Source organism: Flavobacterium ginsenosidimutans, from assembly GCF_003254625.1.
Taxonomy (GTDB): Bacteria; Bacteroidota; Bacteroidia; order Flavobacteriales; family Flavobacteriaceae; genus Flavobacterium; species Flavobacterium ginsenosidimutans.
On record NZ_QJRJ01000075.1, the window covers coordinates 19808 to 38776 of the forward strand.

An 18969-nucleotide genomic window follows, 5' to 3' on the forward strand; every position below is an offset into this window, starting at 1 on the left:
CTTTTACAAGAATCAAAAAAGCCACTTTCCCAAGTGGCTTTTTCTCATTTCTTACTCAATCACCAAATAAGGATCAAGAATTTCTGCTAATTCATTTAACCAAAAGAAGCCATCTTCAATATTTACGGCTTCGGTTTTCATAAATCCATCTTCTCGTATTGCATTTAACGCAATTAGGAAATTTACTTGCCTAATCGTTTTTGCCATACTTTTAAAATCAATTGAATTGTTGAAGAATTCAGTTAATCTCAATTCGGTTTCTTTGGAAAGGGTGTTGGTACTCATAATCTTGAATTTTAGGAATAAAAAACCCATGTGGCTTAGCTGTCCTGCGCATTCAAGAACGCGCTACGGTTGTTTCCAATAACGTCAGCATACCACATGGGCAAGAATTTTTTTGTGTTCATAATCTTGAATTTTAGGAACTCCAAATATATGAAAAACAAAAATAAATTGTAGGTTTTTTCTTTATTTCAAAAATAAAATACTCTAAGTATATTTTCTCCAAATCGAAATTACAAAATTGAAAAATAAATCAATTTAAAATTTCATAATATTTCCTTAACCTACTTGTCTTTTATCTTTAAAATCGATAAGTTTGAGAATGAATCATTAAATTTTATTTGTTATGAAAGTACAAATCAACACCGACAAAAACATTGAAGGAAGTGCAAGATTAGAAAGTTATTTTTCTGGAGAAGTAGAAAAAAGCTTAGACCGTTTTCAAGATAAAATTACTCGCGTAGAAATTCATTTTGGAGATGAAAATGGAGAAAAATTCAGCTTGCATGACAAAAAATGTGTGATTGAAGTTCGTCCTGTAAAACTACAGCCAATTACGGTTACAGAACACGCCGATACTCTAGAAAAAGCCTTTAGCGGTGCATTGGCCAAAGCTAAAAAAACATTGACTTCTACTTTCGAAAAAATAAAAGCACATTAATCTGTGTTCCTTTCTATAAAAAAAAAGACGTTTCAGCTGAAACGTCTTTTTTGTTTTATATTATTATGAGAATCTTATTATTCTTTCGGTAAAGGAGCTCCAACTGCAACATCGCAACGATGCCCCGGTTTTCCGTGCGGCGGATTCATTCCTTCTGCTACTGTAGCTTCTCCACCATCTGTACTCAACAATGCTGGAACTGCATTTGGCTGAGGGCTTACAGTAAAGTTTTGTGTAACTGTTCCTGTTTGTGCTGTAGTTGACGCTGCTGTATTTTTTGCAACAGGCGAATTTAATGGTGATCCTACCGGAATATCACATCTATGCCCTGGCTGTCCATGAGGCGGATTCATTCCTTTTGCTACTTTTACTGGTGTTGTCGTAGTGGTAGTTACAACTTGAGGCTGACTTACCTGTACAGTTTGTCCTGCTTGTGCTGTAACCTGTCCTTGTTGTGGTGGTGCAGAATTTAAAGGTGCTCCAACTGCAATATCGCAGCGGTGTCCCGGTTGTCCGTGAGCAGGATTAATTCCTTTTGTATCGCTTAAAACCGTATTTGGATTTGTTGCAGGAGTTTGTGCTACTGGCGCAGCAGGTTTTGTTGTATCTTTTGCAAGTCCTAATCTTACTAATTCTGAGGTTGCTGTACTTTCTTGCGGTTCTAATTCCTTTTTGCAGGAAATAAAAAGTAAAGAAGTAACAGCTAGTGAGCCTAGAAGTATTTTTGCATTCATGACTGGGGGTATTTTTATTGAGAATCAAATATAGTGGTTTTTTGAGAGATTAAATGACATGAATAATGTTAATGATAATTAAACACAGGATTTTAAATTGTTTTGATTTTATGTCATCCTGAGGAACGAAGGATCACACACGGAGCTCTACAAAGATTGGCGAATCTCTTTACGGAGTTTCTAGTGTGATCCTTCGTTCCTCAGGATGACAAACAGTACTTTTATTATATGTGAGCAGGAGATTAAAAACTTCCACTTCCTTATATCCCTTATATGGTTCAAAAAAAATTATACCTTTAAACTCAAATACTATATCTCATGAAAAAAACACTTCTACTTCTTTTATTTGTTGCTTCTTTTGTAAATGCGCAAACAGACAAAAACAAAATCAATCAGACTTTAGATGCGTGGCATAAAGCTGCGGGCGAAGTAAAATTTGATGCTTATTTTAATACATTGGCAGACGATGCAATCTATATCGGAACTGATGCAACTGAGAATTGGACCAAAAAAGAATTTTCAGTTTGGGCAAAACCTTATTTCGATAAAGGAACGACGTGGAATTTTAAAGCATTAGAACGTCATATCTTTTTTGATAAATCAGGAAAAATTGCTTGGTTTGACGAATTACTAGATACGCAAATGAAAATCTGCCGCGGTTCTGGAGTTTTAATAAAAGTAGGGAACGAATGGAAGATTCAGCATTATGTTCTATCGATGACTGTTCCAAATGACGAAGTTGATGCTGTAACCAAAATAAAAGCGCCAATCGAAGATGCTTTGATTGCAAAACTTCAGAAAAAATAAAACATTTTACATATTTGTTATTATAAACGTAACTTTTCTAGCACTTTACAAGCGCTGTTGCTAAATTAATTTTAATAAATTCGTTAAAAACAGCGCTTTTTTGTAACTTTAGAATAAGATACTGTCAAAAAAACGACCTGTATTTTACAAAATCAATCAAAATAAAACCTATACCTCTATTTTAACAGCCTTTAAAACAAGAATCTTTATTTTTTTCTAACTTTGACCCCAAAAAAAATAGGGTTAAACAAAGTATTTTAAAAATGAAAATAGAAAAACGCTGGATTATTTCCTTTATTATGATTAGCGTCGTATGTACGATAGGTGCATTTTGGCCAACAGTTACAGAAAATAACTATGTTTTATCAGAATTTGGAACTACGGATCATATCGTTCCTGCCGATGTTGCCTGGATGCTTACTTCGAGCTGTCTGGTTTTAATCATGACGCCAGGATTGTCTTTCTTTTATGGCGGAATGGTAGGAAAGAAAAACGTTATTTCGACCATGCTTCAAAGTTTTATCTGTCTGGGTGTCGTGACGCTTTTGTGGGTTGTAGTTGCATTTAGTTTGGCTTTTGGAGAACCGGTTGGTTTTGGTTCTGGAGATCATTTTTACAGCTTTTTCGGTAATCCGACCACTTTTGCTTTTATGGATTATGTTGGAGTTTTACCTAATAAACAATTGGCAAGCACAATTCCGTTTATGCTTTTTGCTTTGTTTCAAATGAAATTTGCCATCATTTGCCCTGCGATTATTACGGGTTCATTTGCAGAACGCGTTCGTTTTATCTCTTATTTAGTTTTCATTAGTTTATTCACAATATTTATTTATGCTCCTTTATGCCATGCGGTTTGGTACCCAACGGGTGTTTTAGGAAGTTATTTTGGTGTTAAAGATTTTGCAGGAGGAACTGTGGTACACATGAGTTCTGGTTTTGCTGCTTTGGCTGGAGTAATTGTTTTAGGAAAAAGAAAAAACAGCCAGCATATTCCAACCAATATTCCATTTGTATTATTAGGAACGGGAATGCTTTGGTTTGGCTGGTTCGGATTCAACGCTGGATCTGCTCTTGCTGCCAACGGAACTGCTGCTATGGCTTTTGCAACAACGACAACTTCGTCTGCCGCAGCCATGCTAACTTGGATTTTCTTTGACAGAATGAACGGAAGAAAAGTTTCTGCTCTAGGCGCTTGTATTGGCGCTGTTGTTGGTCTTGTTGCCATTACGCCTGCTGCTGGTTTTGTTTCTGTGCCAGAAAGTATGTTCTTCGGTTTCATTACCGCTTTGGTTTCTAACACTGCTGTAAATTGTAAATACTCTAAAAAGTTTGATGATACGCTTGACGTATTTGCTTGTCACGGTGTCGGCGGAATTATGGGAATGATCTTAACTGCTATTTTCGCTCACGGCGAAGATGCAAGTTTACTACACGGCGGATGGAATGTTTTCGGACATCACATGATGGCGTTGGTTTTGGTTTCGATCTTTACTTTCTTTGGAGCTTATTTCTTATTTAAAGTAACCAATTTCATTATTCCGTTAAGAGTTTCAGAAGAGTCAGAACACATCGGATTGGATTTATCTCAGCACGATGAATCTCTTGACCCAAAAGCACAACCCATTACTGAACCACATTACGGTTAAAAAATATTTTTTTTCAGCCACGAACTACACGAATTTTCACTAATTTTTTTTCTGCATTGCAGTTAAATTGATTCGTGCAAATTCGTGTAATTCGTGGCAAAAAACAAAATATACTTCACATGAATTCGTGGCTGAAAACTTTTTAAACCTAATTACGCTATTTTCATTCGTTTATATTCCTTAATTTTGCCGAAAATTTTTGTAAAAGTGGGAAGTAAAAATAAACTAAAAAGATTCAGAGAGAACGAAACATTTCAAAACGTTTTTCAGCCAACCAGAGAAGAAGTTGTAGGCGATTTAATGCCTTTAAAAGGAAAATGGAATTCTGATTTCTTTAAAAATGATAATCCATTAGTTTTAGAGTTAGGATGCGGAAAGGGAGAATATTCTGTTGGATTAGCAGAGAAATACCCAAACAAAAATTTTATCGGAATTGATATTAAAGGTGCTCGTTTCTGGCGTGGTGCTAAAACTGCTGTTGAGGACGGACTTCATAATGTTGCTTTCGTACGTACACAAATCGAATTGATCAATCATATTTTTGCTGAAGGCGAAGTTGACGAAATCTGGATTACTTTCCCAGATCCGCAGATCAAATACAAAAGAACGAAACACAGAATGACGAATTCTGAGTTCTTGAAATTGTACAAAAAAATCCTAAAAAAAGACGGTGTTGTAAACCTTAAAACCGATAGCGAATTTATGCACGGTTATACTCTTGGATTGCTTCACGGAGAAGGACACGAAGTTTTATACGCAAATCATAACGTATACAAAAACGAAGGAAGCCCAGAAGTTGTGACTTCTATCCAGACTTTTTACGAAAAACAATATTTAGAAATTAATAAGGCAATTACGTATATTCGTTTCAAAATTAAAGACTAACTTTAATTTTGAAACCTTTATCTAACCGATTTTAATAACTAAATGACCTACCTTACTCCTTTACTTTCAGGTTTTATCGCTGCAGCCATTGGGACAATTCCGCCAGGATTGCTCAACATGACAGCGGCCAAAATAAAAATGAAAGAGGGAAAAAAGAATGCATTGTCATTTGTAATCGGCGCTGTTATCGTTATTTTCTTTCAGGCTTATGTCGCAGTATTATTTGCACGTGTTATAGACAATCGCCCAGATGTTGTAACCTTATTGCGTGAAGTTGGTTTTGTTATTTTTTCGATCTTAACTATTTACTTTTTATTTTTTGCGAAAGATCCAATAGCAAAGAAAAAAACCAAAATAAAGAAGAGCAGTAAAAAAAGTAGTTTCTTTCTCGGAATGCTGCTTTCTGGATTAAACTTCTTTCCGATTCCATATTACGTTGTTGTAAGTGTTACATTGGCTTCATATAATCTTTTTACATTTCAAAACCCAATTATACTAACATTCGTATTAGGTTCTGTTCTTGGCGCTTTTGGAATTTTATACAGTTATATCGCTTTTTTCGGAAGAATAGAAAAGAAAACCGATTATTTCATGCGTAACATGAATACCATTATCGGAACCATTACTGGATTAGTCGCTGTTGCAACACTTTTCAATATCCTAAATTACTACTTCGGATAATTTTATAGCCACAGATTTCACAGATTAAAATGATTTTTTTTTACTTTGTGGCTAAATATTTTTCACGCAGATTTTTACGATTTTTTGCAAATAATCAATTTAATCCTTTTAATCTGTGGCAAAAAAAAGACAAAACCATGGCAGAAGAGAATTTTTTTGAAAGAGTTTATGTAATCGCCAGACAAATTCCGTTTGGAAAAGTTACTTCTTATGGTGCAATTGCAAAAGCGTTAGGCACAGCACGTTCTGCAAGAATGGTGGGCTGGGCAATGAACGCTTGTCATAATATGGATGATGTTCCTGCGCACAGAGTCGTTAACCAAAAAGGGCTTTTGACAGGAAAACATCATTTTGACGGAACTAATTTAATGCAGCAGCTTTTGGAAAATGAGGGAATCAAAGTAGTTAACAATCAGATTGTAGATTTTGAGAAACATTTCTGGAAACCAGAAGTTGAAAGCTAAATATTTATTTCACGCAGATCTTTTTAGATTTAGCTGATGAGCGCAGATCTTTTTACTGATTTTTTCAAATTTAATCTGCTCAAATCTGTAAAATCTGCGTGAAAAAAACTTTGCGACTTCTCGACTTTACGAAATTAAAACCATTCTCGATATTTATTCTCTTTGCGTAGACGCACTGCAGTGCGTCTCTACGATAAAATCTTTGTGGCAAACCCACTAAATCAAGCAAATCACAAAACTCGTTTGATCTTCGTCGGTTTGATAGCTTAGATAACCTCCGTGAGCTTCAATAATATTCTTAGAAAGCGTCAAACCAATTCCCGCGCCATCCTTTCTTGTGGTGAAAAATGGCAAGAAAACTTTATCTCGAATCTCAGCATCTACTCCTTTTCCGTTGTCTGAAATCACAATGAAAAAACGATTGTTTTCTGTATAACTGGAGATTATTAATTTCTTTTCTTCTTTTTCTTTTAAAGCATGAATACTATTGGTAATCAAATTGATAATCACCTGCTCCATCTGATTTTTATCAATCATAATAGAACGGGAACTATGTATTTCATTTATCAACTCGATTTTTTCTTCCTTCAAGATCGGACTCATAATTCGAAGACAATCTTCAAACAAAGCATTGATTGGCGTCATTTGTTTATTTGGTGTTGGCAGCATTGCCAGTTTACGGTAATTCTCCACAAAAAACTGTAAATGATCACTCCTATTTATGATTGTCGAAATACTGCTTTTGATGTCTTCAAAATCATCTTCTTCCAACTCTTCCTGATCTACAATATGAAGCAGATTCTGCGAAAGCGCACGAATAGGCGTTAAAGAATTCATTAATTCATGCGAAATGATCTTCATCAAATTAATCCATGCTTCTTTTTCTTTTTTCTCAATAACACGCTGAATACTATCCAGCAAAATGATAAAATACTCTTTATTATAGGTTTGTGTCCGCGAAGTCTGGAGCATAAAAGTCTGCAAATCCTGATCTTCAATTTTGATTGAAATAGCCGTTTTAAGTTCTGCAAAACCAACTTTTTCAATCTCGCTACATAAACTCGGAAGATAGTTTTTTAGGTATTTCCAATGGTTTACTTTTGGTACTTTAAAAAGATTCGAAAAGCAGTCATTCATTATAAAAATAGACCAATCATCATCTTGTCTTTCTAAGATTAAAGCAGCAGTATCAATACTGTTCAAAATCGAACGGTAGATTAATTCTTTGGAAATCTGCTCTTGTTTCTGAACTTTTAAAGTGTCATATAAAAGATACAGGCTATTAAAATTGTCTTTTTTATGTTCTTCTGGGAAATGGGTAGAAAAGTCGTCGTGTAGAATCGAGTTTATCGTTTTGTCATAAAACAGCAATTGGTTTTTGACATAAAAATACATTTCGAAAAGAAAAATTAAAACAAAAACTCCAACTAATAAAGCATTGTATTGAAATCCTTTATATAACAATAGCGCACTGCAAAGAAAGAGTGCCATTACAAACACGACTCTCACGAACAAGGCATTATAAAACTTCCAATTCTTCATTATTTTTTTGAATTGCCTCCAGCTTTAGCTGGAGAGATATATTATTTACAGAAATAGGCTTTAGCCAAAACGCGTAAGTTTGGCTAAAGCCCCAATCTTATCTCAATATTAACATCCAGCTAAAGCTGGACGCTACTCATTTTCTTTAATTCTTCAAATCGTATTTTTCAATTCTTCTGTACAAAGCGGCACGAGACAAACCTAATTCTTCGGCAGTTTTACTGATGTTTCCGTTATGTTTAAAAAGTGCTTTTTCAATTGCGCCTTTCTCCATTTCTGATAACGGATTTTCATCATTTTCCTGAATTTCTTCGAAGTCCAAAATATCCAAATCCATTACAGAAATGGTATTATTATCTGCTAAAATCAAAGCGCGTTCGATTTTGTTTTCCATTTCGCGAACGTTTCCTTTCCACGGATATTTTTCAAGATATAGATCAACATTATCTTCAAAATGCCATCCCGAAGCTTCGGGAGCATGATTGTATTTTTCAGCAATCTTTTCTAAAATAAAGTTTGCCATCGGCACAATATCATCTTTTCTTTCGCGTAAAGACGGAAGATTTATTTCCATTGTATTAATTCGATACAGCAAATCTTCACGGAATGTTTTATTTTTTACTTCAGTTTTAATATCGCTGTTTGTTGCGGCAATAACACGAACATTCAGCGGACGCGGTTTGCTTTCGCCTAAACGCGTTACCGTTTTGGTCTGTAAAACATGCAATAATTTAGCTTGAAGATGCAGCGGAATATTTCCAATTTCATCTAAGAAAATAGTTCCGTTCGATGCATTTTCAAAACGTCCCGGAGTATCGATTTTAGCATCGGTAAAAGCACCTTTGGCGTAGCCAAAAAGTTCGCTTTCAAACAAATTATCGCTTAGTGAACCCAAATCTACATGTACAAAAGGCTGATTTTTTCTTTCTGAATGTTGGTGAATATATTCAGCAAAAACATACTTTCCTGTTCCGTTTTCACCCAAAATTAAAACGTTTGCATCTGTTCGAGCAACTTTTTCGGCGATAGAATAAGCTTGTTTGATTTTGGCCGAAGTGCCAACAAAATATTTCTTTTCGTTTTTTTCTTCCTTTTCTACAGAGGCTTTTTTACTGTTTTTTCTGCTTTCAGTAACCGCTTTATCAATGATTTCTAGCAGTTTTTCGTTATTCCAAGGTTTTAGAACATAATCAAAAGCTCCAATTTTAATTCCCTCTACAGCTGTTTCAATTTTACCAAAAGCTGTCATTAAGATAACGATTGTACTCGGAGAAAGCGTTTTGATTTCTTTCAGCCAATGAATTCCTTCTCGCCCATCTTCAAAACCAATTCGGTAATTCATGTCCAACAAAACCACATTTATGTCATTTTCGCTTAAGATCGAAATGATTTTTTTTGGACTATTAGTTGTAAAAATGGTCTCAAAATGCTTTTTAAGAATCATTTTTGCAGAAAAAAGAATTTCTTCCTGATCGTCAACAACTAATATTTGGGCTAGTTTTTTTCTCATGTGGTCTTTTTTCTGTCCGCTTTCGAACGGTCAACTGTTCATTATCGGACACTGCTTTTTTGATGTGTTTTCTAGAGCCTCTTTAAAATCAATACTTTACAAATAATAAATTTTATGGCACAGTATTTACCTATTGATTATCAGTAAAATAAATAAAAAATGGACACGATAATTCCTCGTAAAAATAAAAAATTTAGATATCTCGCAATAGCAATTGCTGTTTTTTTAGTTTTGCTAGCCATCACGATTTTTGCTTTTAATACCAAAAGGACTTTAAATGTAAAAGCAGAAGAATTGGTAGTTCAAAAAGCAGAAAAAGCTTTTTTTGAAGATTTCGTTGTTTTTCAGGCAAAAGTAGAACCTTTGAATATGATGCTGGTAAACGTTACTGAGGGCGGTTCTGTAAAAGAAATCTTTGTAGAAAATGGCGCAATGGTTACTAAAGGACAATCGCTGGCTCGTTTATACAATCCGAATACAGAATTGAATTATCTTACTCAGGAAACAGCTATTATTGAGCAAATCAACAATTTAAATACAGGGAAATTAAATATCAGAAATCAGGAATTGAACTTGACAAAAGATTTAGTTTTAATAGAACACGATTACAATGATGCTAAAAGATTGTATGAAATGAATGCTAAACTTTATGAGAAAGATGTAATTTCTAGAAATGACTGGAATACTTTTAAGGAAAGTCTTCGTTTTCAGGAAGAACGTAAAAGAACAATTCAGCAGAGCATTCAAAAAGAGAAACAAAGCAATCAGGTTCAGATTTCTCAAATAAACCGTTCGATCCAGACTATGGAAAAGAGTTTGGATATTCTTAGAAACAACAAAAAGAACTTTTTAATCACAGCGCCAGAAACAGGACGATTGACTTCTTTTGAACCTGTTTTAGGAAAAACTTTTCAGGCGGGCGCGAGCATCGGAAAAATTGATTCTAATAAAGGCTATAAACTTACAGCAGAAGTAGATGAGTTTTATCTTGAAAAACTGAGAGAAGGTTTGAAAGGACAAGTAGAGTTTAAAGGAAAAAATCTTGAAGTTGTTGTGACCAAAGTAATTCCAGAGGTTAAAGGCGGCCGATTTACAGTTGAATTAGCTTTTGTTTCAAAAGAAAATATTGTCTTGCAGGATGGACTTAGCTTTGGCGTAAAACTGATTTTGTCTGAAAAGAACAAAACTTTAGTTATTCCGAGGGGCGCTTTTAATCAGGAAGCGGCTGGAAAATGGATTTTTGTAGTAAAAGGAAACAAAGCCGAAAGGAGAAACATCAAATTAGGTCGCGAAAATCCTTCTTATTATGAAGTCTTAGAAGGTTTAAAAGAAGGCGAATCTGTAGTTACTTCTTCTTACACCGATTATAAAGATATCGAAGAGCTTTCTCTTGAATAATTAGTTTTCAGTCGCAGTCACAGTTTTCAGTTACAATTTACAATTATAAAAAAATCATCGTTTCAATCATCAATCAAAAAACGCATTTAATAACATTTCAAAACCTTAAAAATTATGATCACAATTCAGAATTTAACCAAAGTTTTTAGAACAGAAGAAATAGAAACTGCTGCTTTAAGCGGTATCAACTTAGAAATAAAAAAAGGAGATTTTTTAACTATCATGGGACCTTCTGGCTGTGGAAAATCGACTTTACTAAACATTATTGGACTTTTGGATAGTGCAAATGATGGAAGCTATAAATTATTGGATCAAGAAATGATTAGCCTAAAAGAAAAAGGAAGAGCAAAAGTTAGAAAAGAAAATATTGGTTTCATTTTCCAAAACTTCAACTTAATCGATGAGCTTTCTGTTTATGATAATATCGAATTGCCTTTGCTTTACAACAATGTAAAAGCTTCTGAAAGAAAGCAAAAAATTGAAGCTATTGCTGAGAAGTTAAATATCTCTCATCGTTTGAAACATTTTCCACAACAGCTTTCTGGAGGACAGCAGCAGAGAGTTGCCGTTGCAAGAGCTTTGGTAAACGATCCAAAGATTATTCTTGCCGATGAGCCAACAGGAAACTTAGATAGTAAAAACGGTAATGAAGTAATGGAACTTTTAACCGATTTACACGCTAAAGGCGCTACTATTTTGATGGTTACCCACTCTGATTATGACGCTTCTTTTTCGCAAAGAACCATTCACATGAAAGACGGAGTTATATTTTCTGAGAAATTAAATCAACGTAATGTTGATGTTTTTATGGACGCTAAATAATAAAGTGATGATTAAAATTATTGTTACTGCACTCGTAGTTCTGGTAGAACTGGTTTGCAAAATATTTACTATGATTTAAGACCGAAAGGTTTTCAAGAACAACCATATCAACTATAAAAATATACATCAAAATGATTTTTAACTGGTTTAAAATATTTATCTATCATTTAAGACAAAGCAAACTGTTTTCGTTTTTAAATGTTTTAGGATTAAGCATCGGAATTGCTGCGGTGATTTTTGCAATTTTATATTGGAACAATGAGCATTCTTACGATCAATGGAATCCTGAAAAAGAAAGCTCTTATTTGGTTCTTAATAAAATTGGTTCGGGAGATATTTGGGCTTCCAATTCAATTCCGTTTGGAGAAACTTGTAAAGCTAGCATTCCAGAAATTGAGAAAGTTTGCTTTATGAACAATTGGTATGACGAGGAAATTATCAAATATAAAGATCAAAAACTATTGACTAAAAACATCATGGTTTCTGATGAAAATTTCTTTGACTTTTTCCCTTTCGAAATCATCCAAGGTGCTAAACAGAATATTCTAAAAGAAAAAAACAGTGTTGCTATTTCTACAGAACAAGCTCAGTTGCTTTTTAAGAATGAAGATCCTATTGGAAAATCTATTTTATACAAAAACAACAATTATACTGTTAAGTCGGTTTATCGATTAATTAAACCTTCATCTATTGAGCCAACTTACGTTTTCAGCGGTGTAAAAAGAGAGGGAGATTTAAACAGCTGGGGGAATTTTAATTATGGCTTAATGGTCAAAATTAAAGATGGAGTAGATCCTGCTCTTGTTTTAAAGAAAATGCAGAATGTAGTTTTTGTAAACAGAACTGTTAAAGATGCCAAAGAAAGCGGACAAACTGTTGAACAGTATATTAAAGAGAATGGTGAAGTAAAAGTGATTATAGATCAGTTGAAAACCTCTCGTTTACATGGGACAAAAAGTTCTGGAGGAAGAAACTTTCCTGAGGGTTATGGTAATTTAAAATTACTTTATATCATGGTAGGTTTATCTATTTTGATTTTAGTTTTATCATTGGTAAACTATATCAATTTAGCAACTGCATCGGCAATAAAACGTGCAAAAGAAGTTGGAGTTCGTAAGATTGTAGGCGCTTCAAAAAACCAGATTATTACTCAATTTATTTTTGAAACCGCTATAATTGTAACGCTTGCCATTTTATTTGCTTTGGCAATTGTTGAACTTGCATTACCGTATTATAATAATTTCCTAAACAAAACGCTGACTATGAATGGCAGTGAATTTTACCTGCAGCTTGTTTTAATATTTGGATTAGTAATCATTTTTGCTGGTATTTTCCCTGCCATTTATATCTCAAATTTTGAAACTCTAAAAGTTTTGAAAGGGAATTTTTCTAGAAGTAAAAGCGGAATCTGGATTCGTAATTCGATGCTTATTTTTCAATTCGGAATTGCGGCATTCTTTATAATCGGCGCATTGATTGTGAATTCTCAAGTCGATTATATGATGGAGAAAGATTTAGGTTTCAGCGGAGATCAAGTAATTTCAATTCCATTTAACAGCCTTGATAGATTTAAACGAACAGACGAGTATTTAACTGCCAAACAGGAAATCAAAAAAATACCTGGAGTTTTAGATGTTTCTACTTTTGCAGGATCTTTTGGAGGAAGTACCAATTCTAGCTCTGGCTTTAAACACAATGGCATTTTTGTTCAGCCAAGAAATGTCGAAATGGATTTTGGTTTCTTGGATATGATGAAAATCAAAATCGTAAAAGGACGTGATTTATCTCCTCAATATGCTTCAGATACTATAAGCAGTATGCTTATGAATGAAACTTTGGTAAAAGCACTTAATATTAAAGATCCAATAAACACGATTATAACTTCTGGATGGGGAAATGAAAAAGGCAATTTGAAGTTTAAAATTGTAGGAGTTGTAAAAGATTTCAACATCACTGGTCTGCAGGATAAAGTTCCGCCAATGGTTTTTATAAATCTTAAAACTTTAAAATGGAATAACTTTAACAATGTCCTTGTAAAGGTTTCTCCAAACAATTTAACAGAAACATTAGAAAAATTGAAATTATATTGGGAGAAAAACGTAAATCCAGACTACCCTTTTGACTATCAATTTGTTGACAAAGGATTTGCAAAAACTTATGAAGAGCAAGTCAAACAAAAAAACCTCTTTTTCATCCTAAATTTAGTCGTAATCATAATTGCTATATTCGGATTGTTCGCTTTGGCATCATTTTCGATGGAGAGAAGATTGAAAGAAATCGCCATTAGAAAAACATTAGGAGCAGAAACAGATATTCTCCTAAAAGAATTATCGAAACAATATATTGTTTTTTGTTTAATAGGATTTGGAATTGGAATTGTTCCTGCTTATATATTATTACAGAAATGGCTTGAAGATTTCGCTTTTAGAATTGGAATATCATCCGTTCCTTTTGTAATTGCACTGATTTCTCTTTTGATTTTAACTTTAGTAATTGTTTTAACAAAAGCGTTTCAGGTAACCAAAATAGACGTTTTAAAATATCTAAAATACGAATAAGCTTGTAGACCATTTTTTTTAAAGAAGCCCGACAGATTTTTTTAAATCCGCCGGGCTTCTATTTTTTAGTCCTTCATTGTTATCGCATCATTATAAATCAGCTTGTCCAAACTTTGGTCTCGATCATATACATCTGGGAAAAAATTGACTTCTCCATTGTCTTGCACCCAACACGTAAAATAACCTATATAAACCGGAATTTTACGTTTAAGCATACAGGTTGTTTCTTTTCCGCCGTTCATAGCGCTTTCGATTTTATCGGCTGGCCAGTCTGGATCATCTTTCAAAATATGAAGCGCAAGCTCTTTGGCTTCTTTCACATTTATACAGCCGTGGCTAAAAGTACGTTTTTCAAATTCAAACAAACTCTTTGCAGGCGTATCATGCATATAAATATCATTTGGATTTGGGAACATAAATTTCACTAATCCCAGAGAATTTTTAGGCCCTGGTTTTTGTCTTACTTTCCCTCCGTTCCATTCCATATTATGTTCTTCCAAATAGTTTTTATCACTTGCAATCTGGAGTTTTAGTTCATTTTGAATAATGCTATTCGGCACATACCAATACGGACTAAAAACAATTCGATCCATATTTCCGCTAAAAATTACCGTTTCGCTAAGCCTATTACCCACAAAAATATCCGAAACTAGATCATACTTTCCATCCTTGACATAAAACAATCTAAACGAAGGAATATTAACCATAACATACTCGTCTGCTTTTGCCAATTTGGTCGGAATCCATCTGCATCTTTCCATATTTAGCATAATAGTTCTAATTCTTTTACCTATCGGCTCATTCATCTGATTGATAATATCTCTGGTTAGAGCATAATTTATCTTTAAATTATATCTTTTTTTATAATTTAAAACTCCCGCCATTAATTCTTCATCATAAATATCACTTCCTGAATCTTGTTTTAAATCTCCAACTACAAACAGACGGTTTCTAATTTGTTTGATGGCAATAGCGGTATCGTCTGGTCTTAAATCTTTAAAAGTAGAGCTGTCAATTGTAATTTTCTGCCATAGATTATCGGTTTCTATTTTACGGTATTTTTTCAGCGCATCTTTTAATCTATAATATTGGCTAAATAAAAGATTATCATCTTTATCCAATCGGTCTGAATCCACCATTAATGAATCTAGAATGTGAGAATATGAAATAGATTTTGCAGGCAGATACCATCCTATTTTTTTTAATGTTGCAGGATCAACTCCAGAATACACATTGCTCGCATAAAATACATACATGCTGGTTAGCAATAATTCGGTATCAAGTTGTGTTGGTTTGTTTGAAGAACTTTCATTAAATGCCTCATCGATTTCTTCTTTGTAAGGCATTTTTTCTTCAATTCCCTGATCTTTCAGAACATTTACTTTCTGGTATAATAATGACCCAAATTCAGAGATGCTTTTATCATCATACCAAATAGATTTATAGTCTTTGGCTTTGTAAATACCCTCAACATCTTTCTGATATTTTTTAAGTTTAGGATATTTTTTAAAAAAGGCATTAATTGAAGCAGCATCGATAGTAATAACCGAAACCGCTTTTCGATTCGTTAAATCAGCCTTGTTTTTGACATTGCTGGGCAGTGAATTAAATGAAAATGCAAAAAAACTGACTGTAACAATAATTAAAGAAAAAGTAAAATTTCGCATGTTTTTAAAGTTTTAAATTAGTAGAAACAACTTTAAAAAAATACCGAAAACCCTTTAAACAGTTCTAAAGAAATAAGTTCTCAGATACTTTTTAATAAATTGATAATCATCGGTTTGGGGTACTCAAATATAACGAAGTTTTGTGAGAAGTGGCTCTTAAAAAGCAGAAAATTTATACAAAAAGACATCTTATTTAGATTGCCAATCAATTAGTTGTGATCCAAAACAGTAATTTATTTTAAAATCTTTATTCAAAATCAAGTTCGAAAAGTAATCGAGAATAATTTTGAATAATCTCTCTATCAATAATTACAATTCAAAAAAGGCTTAATTCCGAACTTAATCTGTTATCTTTGCACCCTGAAATCAGTTTAAATAAATATAATCTTATAAGACTGCTTTCTAAGAATAAAAAATAGCCCATTTACAATGAAACTAGATAGAAAAGAAATTCTAAAAGCCTTAGAGACAATCACTATTGCTGGAGAAGGAAAAAATATGGTTGAAAGCGGCGCTGTAACCAATGTTATTACTTTTGGTGATGAAGCTGTTGTAGACTTAGTATTGCATACACCTGCTATGCATATCAAGAAAAGAGCAGAAGATGATATTAAAAAAACAATTCATGATTTAATATCGCCTGATGCTAAAGTTAAAGTAAATATTAAAGTAGAAACTCCAGAGAAACCTGAAATTAAAGGTCGTGCTATTCCTGGAATCAAAAATATTATTGCAGTTGCTTCTGGAAAAGGAGGAGTAGGAAAATCTACTGTTACTGCAAACTTAGCTGTTACTCTAGCTAAAATGGGTTTTAAAGTTGGAGTTTTGGATGCCGATATTTACGGACCATCTATGCCAATTATGTTTGATGTTGAAAACGCAAAACCAGTTTCTGTAACAGTTGACGGAAAATCAAAAATGAAACCAATTGAAAGTTATGAAATCAAAATGCTTTCAATCGGATTCTTTACTGCACCAAGTCAGGCCGTAATCTGGAGAGGACCAATGGCAGCAAAAGCATTAAACCAAATGATTTTTGACGCAGATTGGGGAGAATTAGATTTCATGCTTCTTGACTTACCTCCTGGAACTGGAGACATTCACTTATCTATTATGCAATCGCTTCCTATTACTGGAGCTGTTGTAGTAAGTACTCCACAAGCAGTAGCACTTGCAGATGCTAAAAAAGGAGTTGCAATGTTTATGCAAGATAATATCAATGTTCCTGTTTTAGGAATTATTGAAAATATGGCTTACTTTACACCAGAAGAATTGCCGGAAAACAAATATTATATCTTTGGACAAGAAGGTGCAAAAAACCTTGCTGAAGATTTAGGCGTACCATTTTTAGGTGAAGTTCCAATTGTACAATCTATTCGTGAAGCAGGAGATTATGGTCGTCCAGCGGCATTGCAGACAGCTTCTCCGATAGAAAAAGTTTTTGAAGAAATCACTAGAAATGTGGTACAAGAAACAGTAAACAGAAACGAAAGTTTACCAGCAACAGAAGCCATCAAAATTACAACAATGGCAGGTTGCTCAGCAGTTAAGAAAAACTAATTAGATAATGAGATAATTTGCCAATTAGATCATAATTGAAATTTTCTAATTGGCACCTTTTCACAATTGACACATTATATTATGACAACAGAAGAATTAACAAATAATGTTTTATTGGCCTTAGATGAGATTAGGCCTTTCCTAAAATCAGACGGAGGAGACATTTCATTAATTTCCATTGAAGATGATAAACATGTAAAAGTTCGTTTAGAAGGCGCATGTATTAGCTGCAGTGTAAATCAAATGACACTGAAAGCTGGAGTTGAAACAACAATAAAAAAATACGCCCCACAAATTGAAACAGTGGTAAATATAATGTAACAACCTCTGTATTGTTTTTTGAAAGTATTTTATTAGGCTTTAACAAGAATAATAAGCCTTATTATGATTTGTTTAAATAAATCGTAAAAACATCTTCAAAAAACGATCATTTTTGCGACATTCATAAAAAACTACTCAAAGTTTTAAGAGTTTTGGTTACATAATTATTACATTTTTAACTTAAATTTGTAAACGTAACCCTAAATCTTAAACTTATGAGAAACTTTTACGCTCTTTTTTTATTATTTTTTATAAGCGCTGTAAATGCACAACAGGGCCAAACACTTTTTGCTGACAAAGCTTGGGTAAATGAATCTGAAGAATGGTCAGATTTTCAATATTCGGGACAAATTATTTTTTCTACGAATGGGAAAACTGAAGAAGGCGCTTTAAGAATTGGCAATTATGATTTTTTATATGACCTTTGCGACGGAAAAGCAAAGTTCACTAATAAAGCAACTTATAGTTCTGCCGAATTCTCGCATCCGCGAAAAGTAAGTGCACAAACAGACAAACAAGGAATTTTAAATTCTACTTACGAAGGAACTTTAATTTTCCAGTCTGATAAAGATTATTACTCTGTTGTATCTCTTGTGACGATATTAGAAAAAGGAGGCAATATTATTGGTGTAAAAATGCGCCTTAAAGATGGTAATCCAAAAGAATATGCTTTTAGCTTAAAAGAAAAAAGTTAAAATTAATAAGAGTTTGAACACGTTTTCAAATTCTACAATAAAATTCCAATAATCAAAAATGGATGTATTAATAAAGATTAAAGATCGAGAAGGAGTTATACACGAATTACAGGCTCCAACTGATATGGCAATGAATATAATGGAGTTATGCAAAGCATACGAACTTCCTGTTGAAGGAACCTGCGGAGGAATGGCTATGTGCGCTTCTTGCCAGTGTTATGTTCTAAATGATGTTGCATTACCGGAAATGGGAGATGATGAAGAAGCCATGCTTTCGGAAGCATTTTACGTTAAATCTAATAGCCGTTTAGGTTGTCAGATCCCAATTACTGAAGATTTAGAAGGACTGGAATTAGAACTAGCTCCGGAATATTAAAAAATAGAAAAGCGAGAATTTTATTGATTCTCGCTTTTTTTGTTTTTCAATTTCCATAAGTAATAACTGCAAACCGATAAACAGAATGTTAATAAAACCGTTCCCATTATTAAAACTTCCTTTGTTTGTTCTTTATAAACAATCATATTAGTTTCATCAAAATAATTCCCCTCAGAATTAAAATTAAATGACATATATTGTATTAGATTATATCCTAAAACAATTATCAATACCAACAAAATAAGAAATACTATTTTCATCTCTTTCCTTTCAAATGTTTATAATTAAATTATTTAATATCCCTGCTTAATTCTCTCTATATGGAGCAAAAAACTTTTATATTTATTTGATTGTCAAAAT

Annotated in this window: 19 protein-coding genes; 13 read left to right on the forward strand and 6 right to left on the reverse strand. The window is 33.3% G+C overall.

Going from position 1 to position 18969, the window contains the following annotated elements; genetic code table 11:
* Positions 1 to 51 precede the first annotated feature (51 nt).
* Complete coding sequence (locus DM444_RS09730) at positions 52 to 285, reverse strand: hypothetical protein (protein ID WP_111286075.1); 234 nt, start codon at positions 283 to 285, stop codon at positions 52 to 54.
* Positions 286 to 628: 343 nt separating this feature from the next.
* On the opposite strand from DM444_RS09730, the gene DM444_RS09735 reads away from it, so the two are divergent.
* Positions 629 to 943 (forward strand): HPF/RaiA family ribosome-associated protein, encoded by a 315-nt coding sequence (locus DM444_RS09735; protein ID WP_111286077.1) that lies wholly within the window; start codon positions 629 to 631, stop codon positions 941 to 943.
* 77 nt (positions 944 to 1020) lie between these two features.
* Here DM444_RS09735 and DM444_RS09740 read toward each other — a convergent pair whose 3' ends face one another.
* On the reverse strand, positions 1021 to 1677 hold the full coding sequence (locus DM444_RS09740; protein ID WP_111286079.1) for a hypothetical protein: 657 nt from the start codon (positions 1675 to 1677) through the stop codon (positions 1021 to 1023).
* 318 nt (positions 1678 to 1995) lie between these two features.
* Between DM444_RS09740 and DM444_RS09745 the strand changes: the two genes are divergently transcribed.
* The 5 genes from DM444_RS09745 to DM444_RS09765 all read left to right on the forward strand — a co-directional run bounded on the left by DM444_RS09745 (position 1996) and on the right by DM444_RS09765 (position 6160).
* Entirely contained in the window at positions 1996 to 2484 is a 489-nt protein-coding gene (locus DM444_RS09745; RefSeq protein WP_111286081.1) for a nuclear transport factor 2 family protein, read from the forward strand.
* A gap of 263 nt (positions 2485 to 2747) precedes the next feature.
* Positions 2748 to 4130, forward strand: coding sequence for an ammonium transporter (locus tag DM444_RS09750; protein WP_111286083.1), 1383 nt, complete (start codon positions 2748 to 2750; stop codon positions 4128 to 4130).
* 207 nt (positions 4131 to 4337) lie between these two features.
* Positions 4338 to 5015 carry a tRNA (guanosine(46)-N7)-methyltransferase TrmB gene (gene trmB / locus DM444_RS09755; protein WP_095929742.1) on the forward strand — a complete coding sequence of 226 codons (678 nt, stop codon included), beginning with the start codon at positions 4338 to 4340 and terminating at the stop codon, positions 5013 to 5015.
* A gap of 42 nt (positions 5016 to 5057) precedes the next feature.
* Positions 5058 to 5696 (forward strand): LysE family transporter, encoded by a 639-nt coding sequence (locus DM444_RS09760; RefSeq protein WP_111286085.1) that lies wholly within the window; start codon positions 5058 to 5060, stop codon positions 5694 to 5696.
* Between the two features lie 137 nt (positions 5697 to 5833).
* The gene (locus tag DM444_RS09765; RefSeq protein ID WP_111286436.1) at positions 5834 to 6160 is read left to right on the forward strand and encodes an MGMT family protein; all 327 of its coding nucleotides are present in this window, start codon (positions 5834 to 5836) and stop codon (positions 6158 to 6160) included.
* Positions 6161 to 6376: 216 nt separating this feature from the next.
* Here the strand turns inward: DM444_RS09765 and DM444_RS09770 are convergent, their stop codons facing one another.
* Both DM444_RS09770 and DM444_RS09775 read right to left on the reverse strand, forming a co-directional pair.
* Positions 6377 to 7702 carry a sensor histidine kinase gene (locus DM444_RS09770; protein WP_111286087.1) on the reverse strand — a complete coding sequence of 442 codons (1326 nt, stop codon included), beginning with the start codon at positions 7700 to 7702 and terminating at the stop codon, positions 6377 to 6379.
* Between the two features lie 145 nt (positions 7703 to 7847).
* Entirely contained in the window at positions 7848 to 9212 is a 1365-nt protein-coding gene (locus DM444_RS09775; protein ID WP_111286089.1) for a sigma-54-dependent transcriptional regulator, read from the reverse strand.
* A gap of 159 nt (positions 9213 to 9371) precedes the next feature.
* Here DM444_RS09775 and DM444_RS09780 point away from each other — a divergent pair, with 159 nt between their 5' ends.
* The 3 genes from DM444_RS09780 to DM444_RS09790 all read left to right on the forward strand — a co-directional run bounded on the left by DM444_RS09780 (position 9372) and on the right by DM444_RS09790 (position 13990).
* Complete coding sequence (locus DM444_RS09780; protein WP_111286091.1) at positions 9372 to 10610, forward strand: efflux RND transporter periplasmic adaptor subunit; 1239 nt, start codon at positions 9372 to 9374, stop codon at positions 10608 to 10610.
* A 114-nt stretch (positions 10611 to 10724) separates the two neighbouring features.
* The gene (locus DM444_RS09785) at positions 10725 to 11432 is read left to right on the forward strand and encodes an ABC transporter ATP-binding protein (RefSeq protein WP_111286093.1); all 708 of its coding nucleotides are present in this window, start codon (positions 10725 to 10727) and stop codon (positions 11430 to 11432) included.
* A gap of 131 nt (positions 11433 to 11563) precedes the next feature.
* Entirely contained in the window at positions 11564 to 13990 is a 2427-nt protein-coding gene (locus tag DM444_RS09790) for an ABC transporter permease (RefSeq protein ID WP_111286095.1), read from the forward strand.
* 65 nt (positions 13991 to 14055) lie between these two features.
* On the opposite strand, the gene DM444_RS09795 is transcribed toward DM444_RS09790, so the two are convergent.
* A complete protein-coding gene (locus DM444_RS09795; protein WP_111286097.1) occupies positions 14056 to 15657 on the reverse strand; it encodes a L,D-transpeptidase family protein in 1602 nt (533 codons plus the stop codon).
* Between the two features lie 429 nt (positions 15658 to 16086).
* On the opposite strand from DM444_RS09795, the gene DM444_RS09800 reads away from it, so the two are divergent.
* From DM444_RS09800 to DM444_RS09815, 4 genes are all read left to right on the forward strand, one after another.
* Entirely contained in the window at positions 16087 to 17217 is a 1131-nt protein-coding gene (locus DM444_RS09800) for an Mrp/NBP35 family ATP-binding protein (RefSeq protein WP_111286099.1), read from the forward strand.
* A gap of 81 nt (positions 17218 to 17298) precedes the next feature.
* A complete protein-coding gene (locus DM444_RS09805; protein WP_057116000.1) occupies positions 17299 to 17538 on the forward strand; it encodes a NifU family protein in 240 nt (79 codons plus the stop codon).
* 215 nt (positions 17539 to 17753) lie between these two features.
* Positions 17754 to 18233 carry a hypothetical protein gene (locus tag DM444_RS09810; RefSeq protein WP_111286101.1) on the forward strand — a complete coding sequence of 160 codons (480 nt, stop codon included), beginning with the start codon at positions 17754 to 17756 and terminating at the stop codon, positions 18231 to 18233.
* 58 nt (positions 18234 to 18291) lie between these two features.
* Entirely contained in the window at positions 18292 to 18609 is a 318-nt protein-coding gene (locus DM444_RS09815; RefSeq protein ID WP_091490641.1) for a 2Fe-2S iron-sulfur cluster-binding family protein, read from the forward strand.
* A gap of 20 nt (positions 18610 to 18629) precedes the next feature.
* On the opposite strand, the gene DM444_RS23605 is transcribed toward DM444_RS09815, so the two are convergent.
* Complete coding sequence (locus tag DM444_RS23605; RefSeq protein WP_162614946.1) at positions 18630 to 18869, reverse strand: hypothetical protein; 240 nt, start codon at positions 18867 to 18869, stop codon at positions 18630 to 18632.
* Between the last annotated feature and the right edge of the window lie 100 nt (positions 18870 to 18969).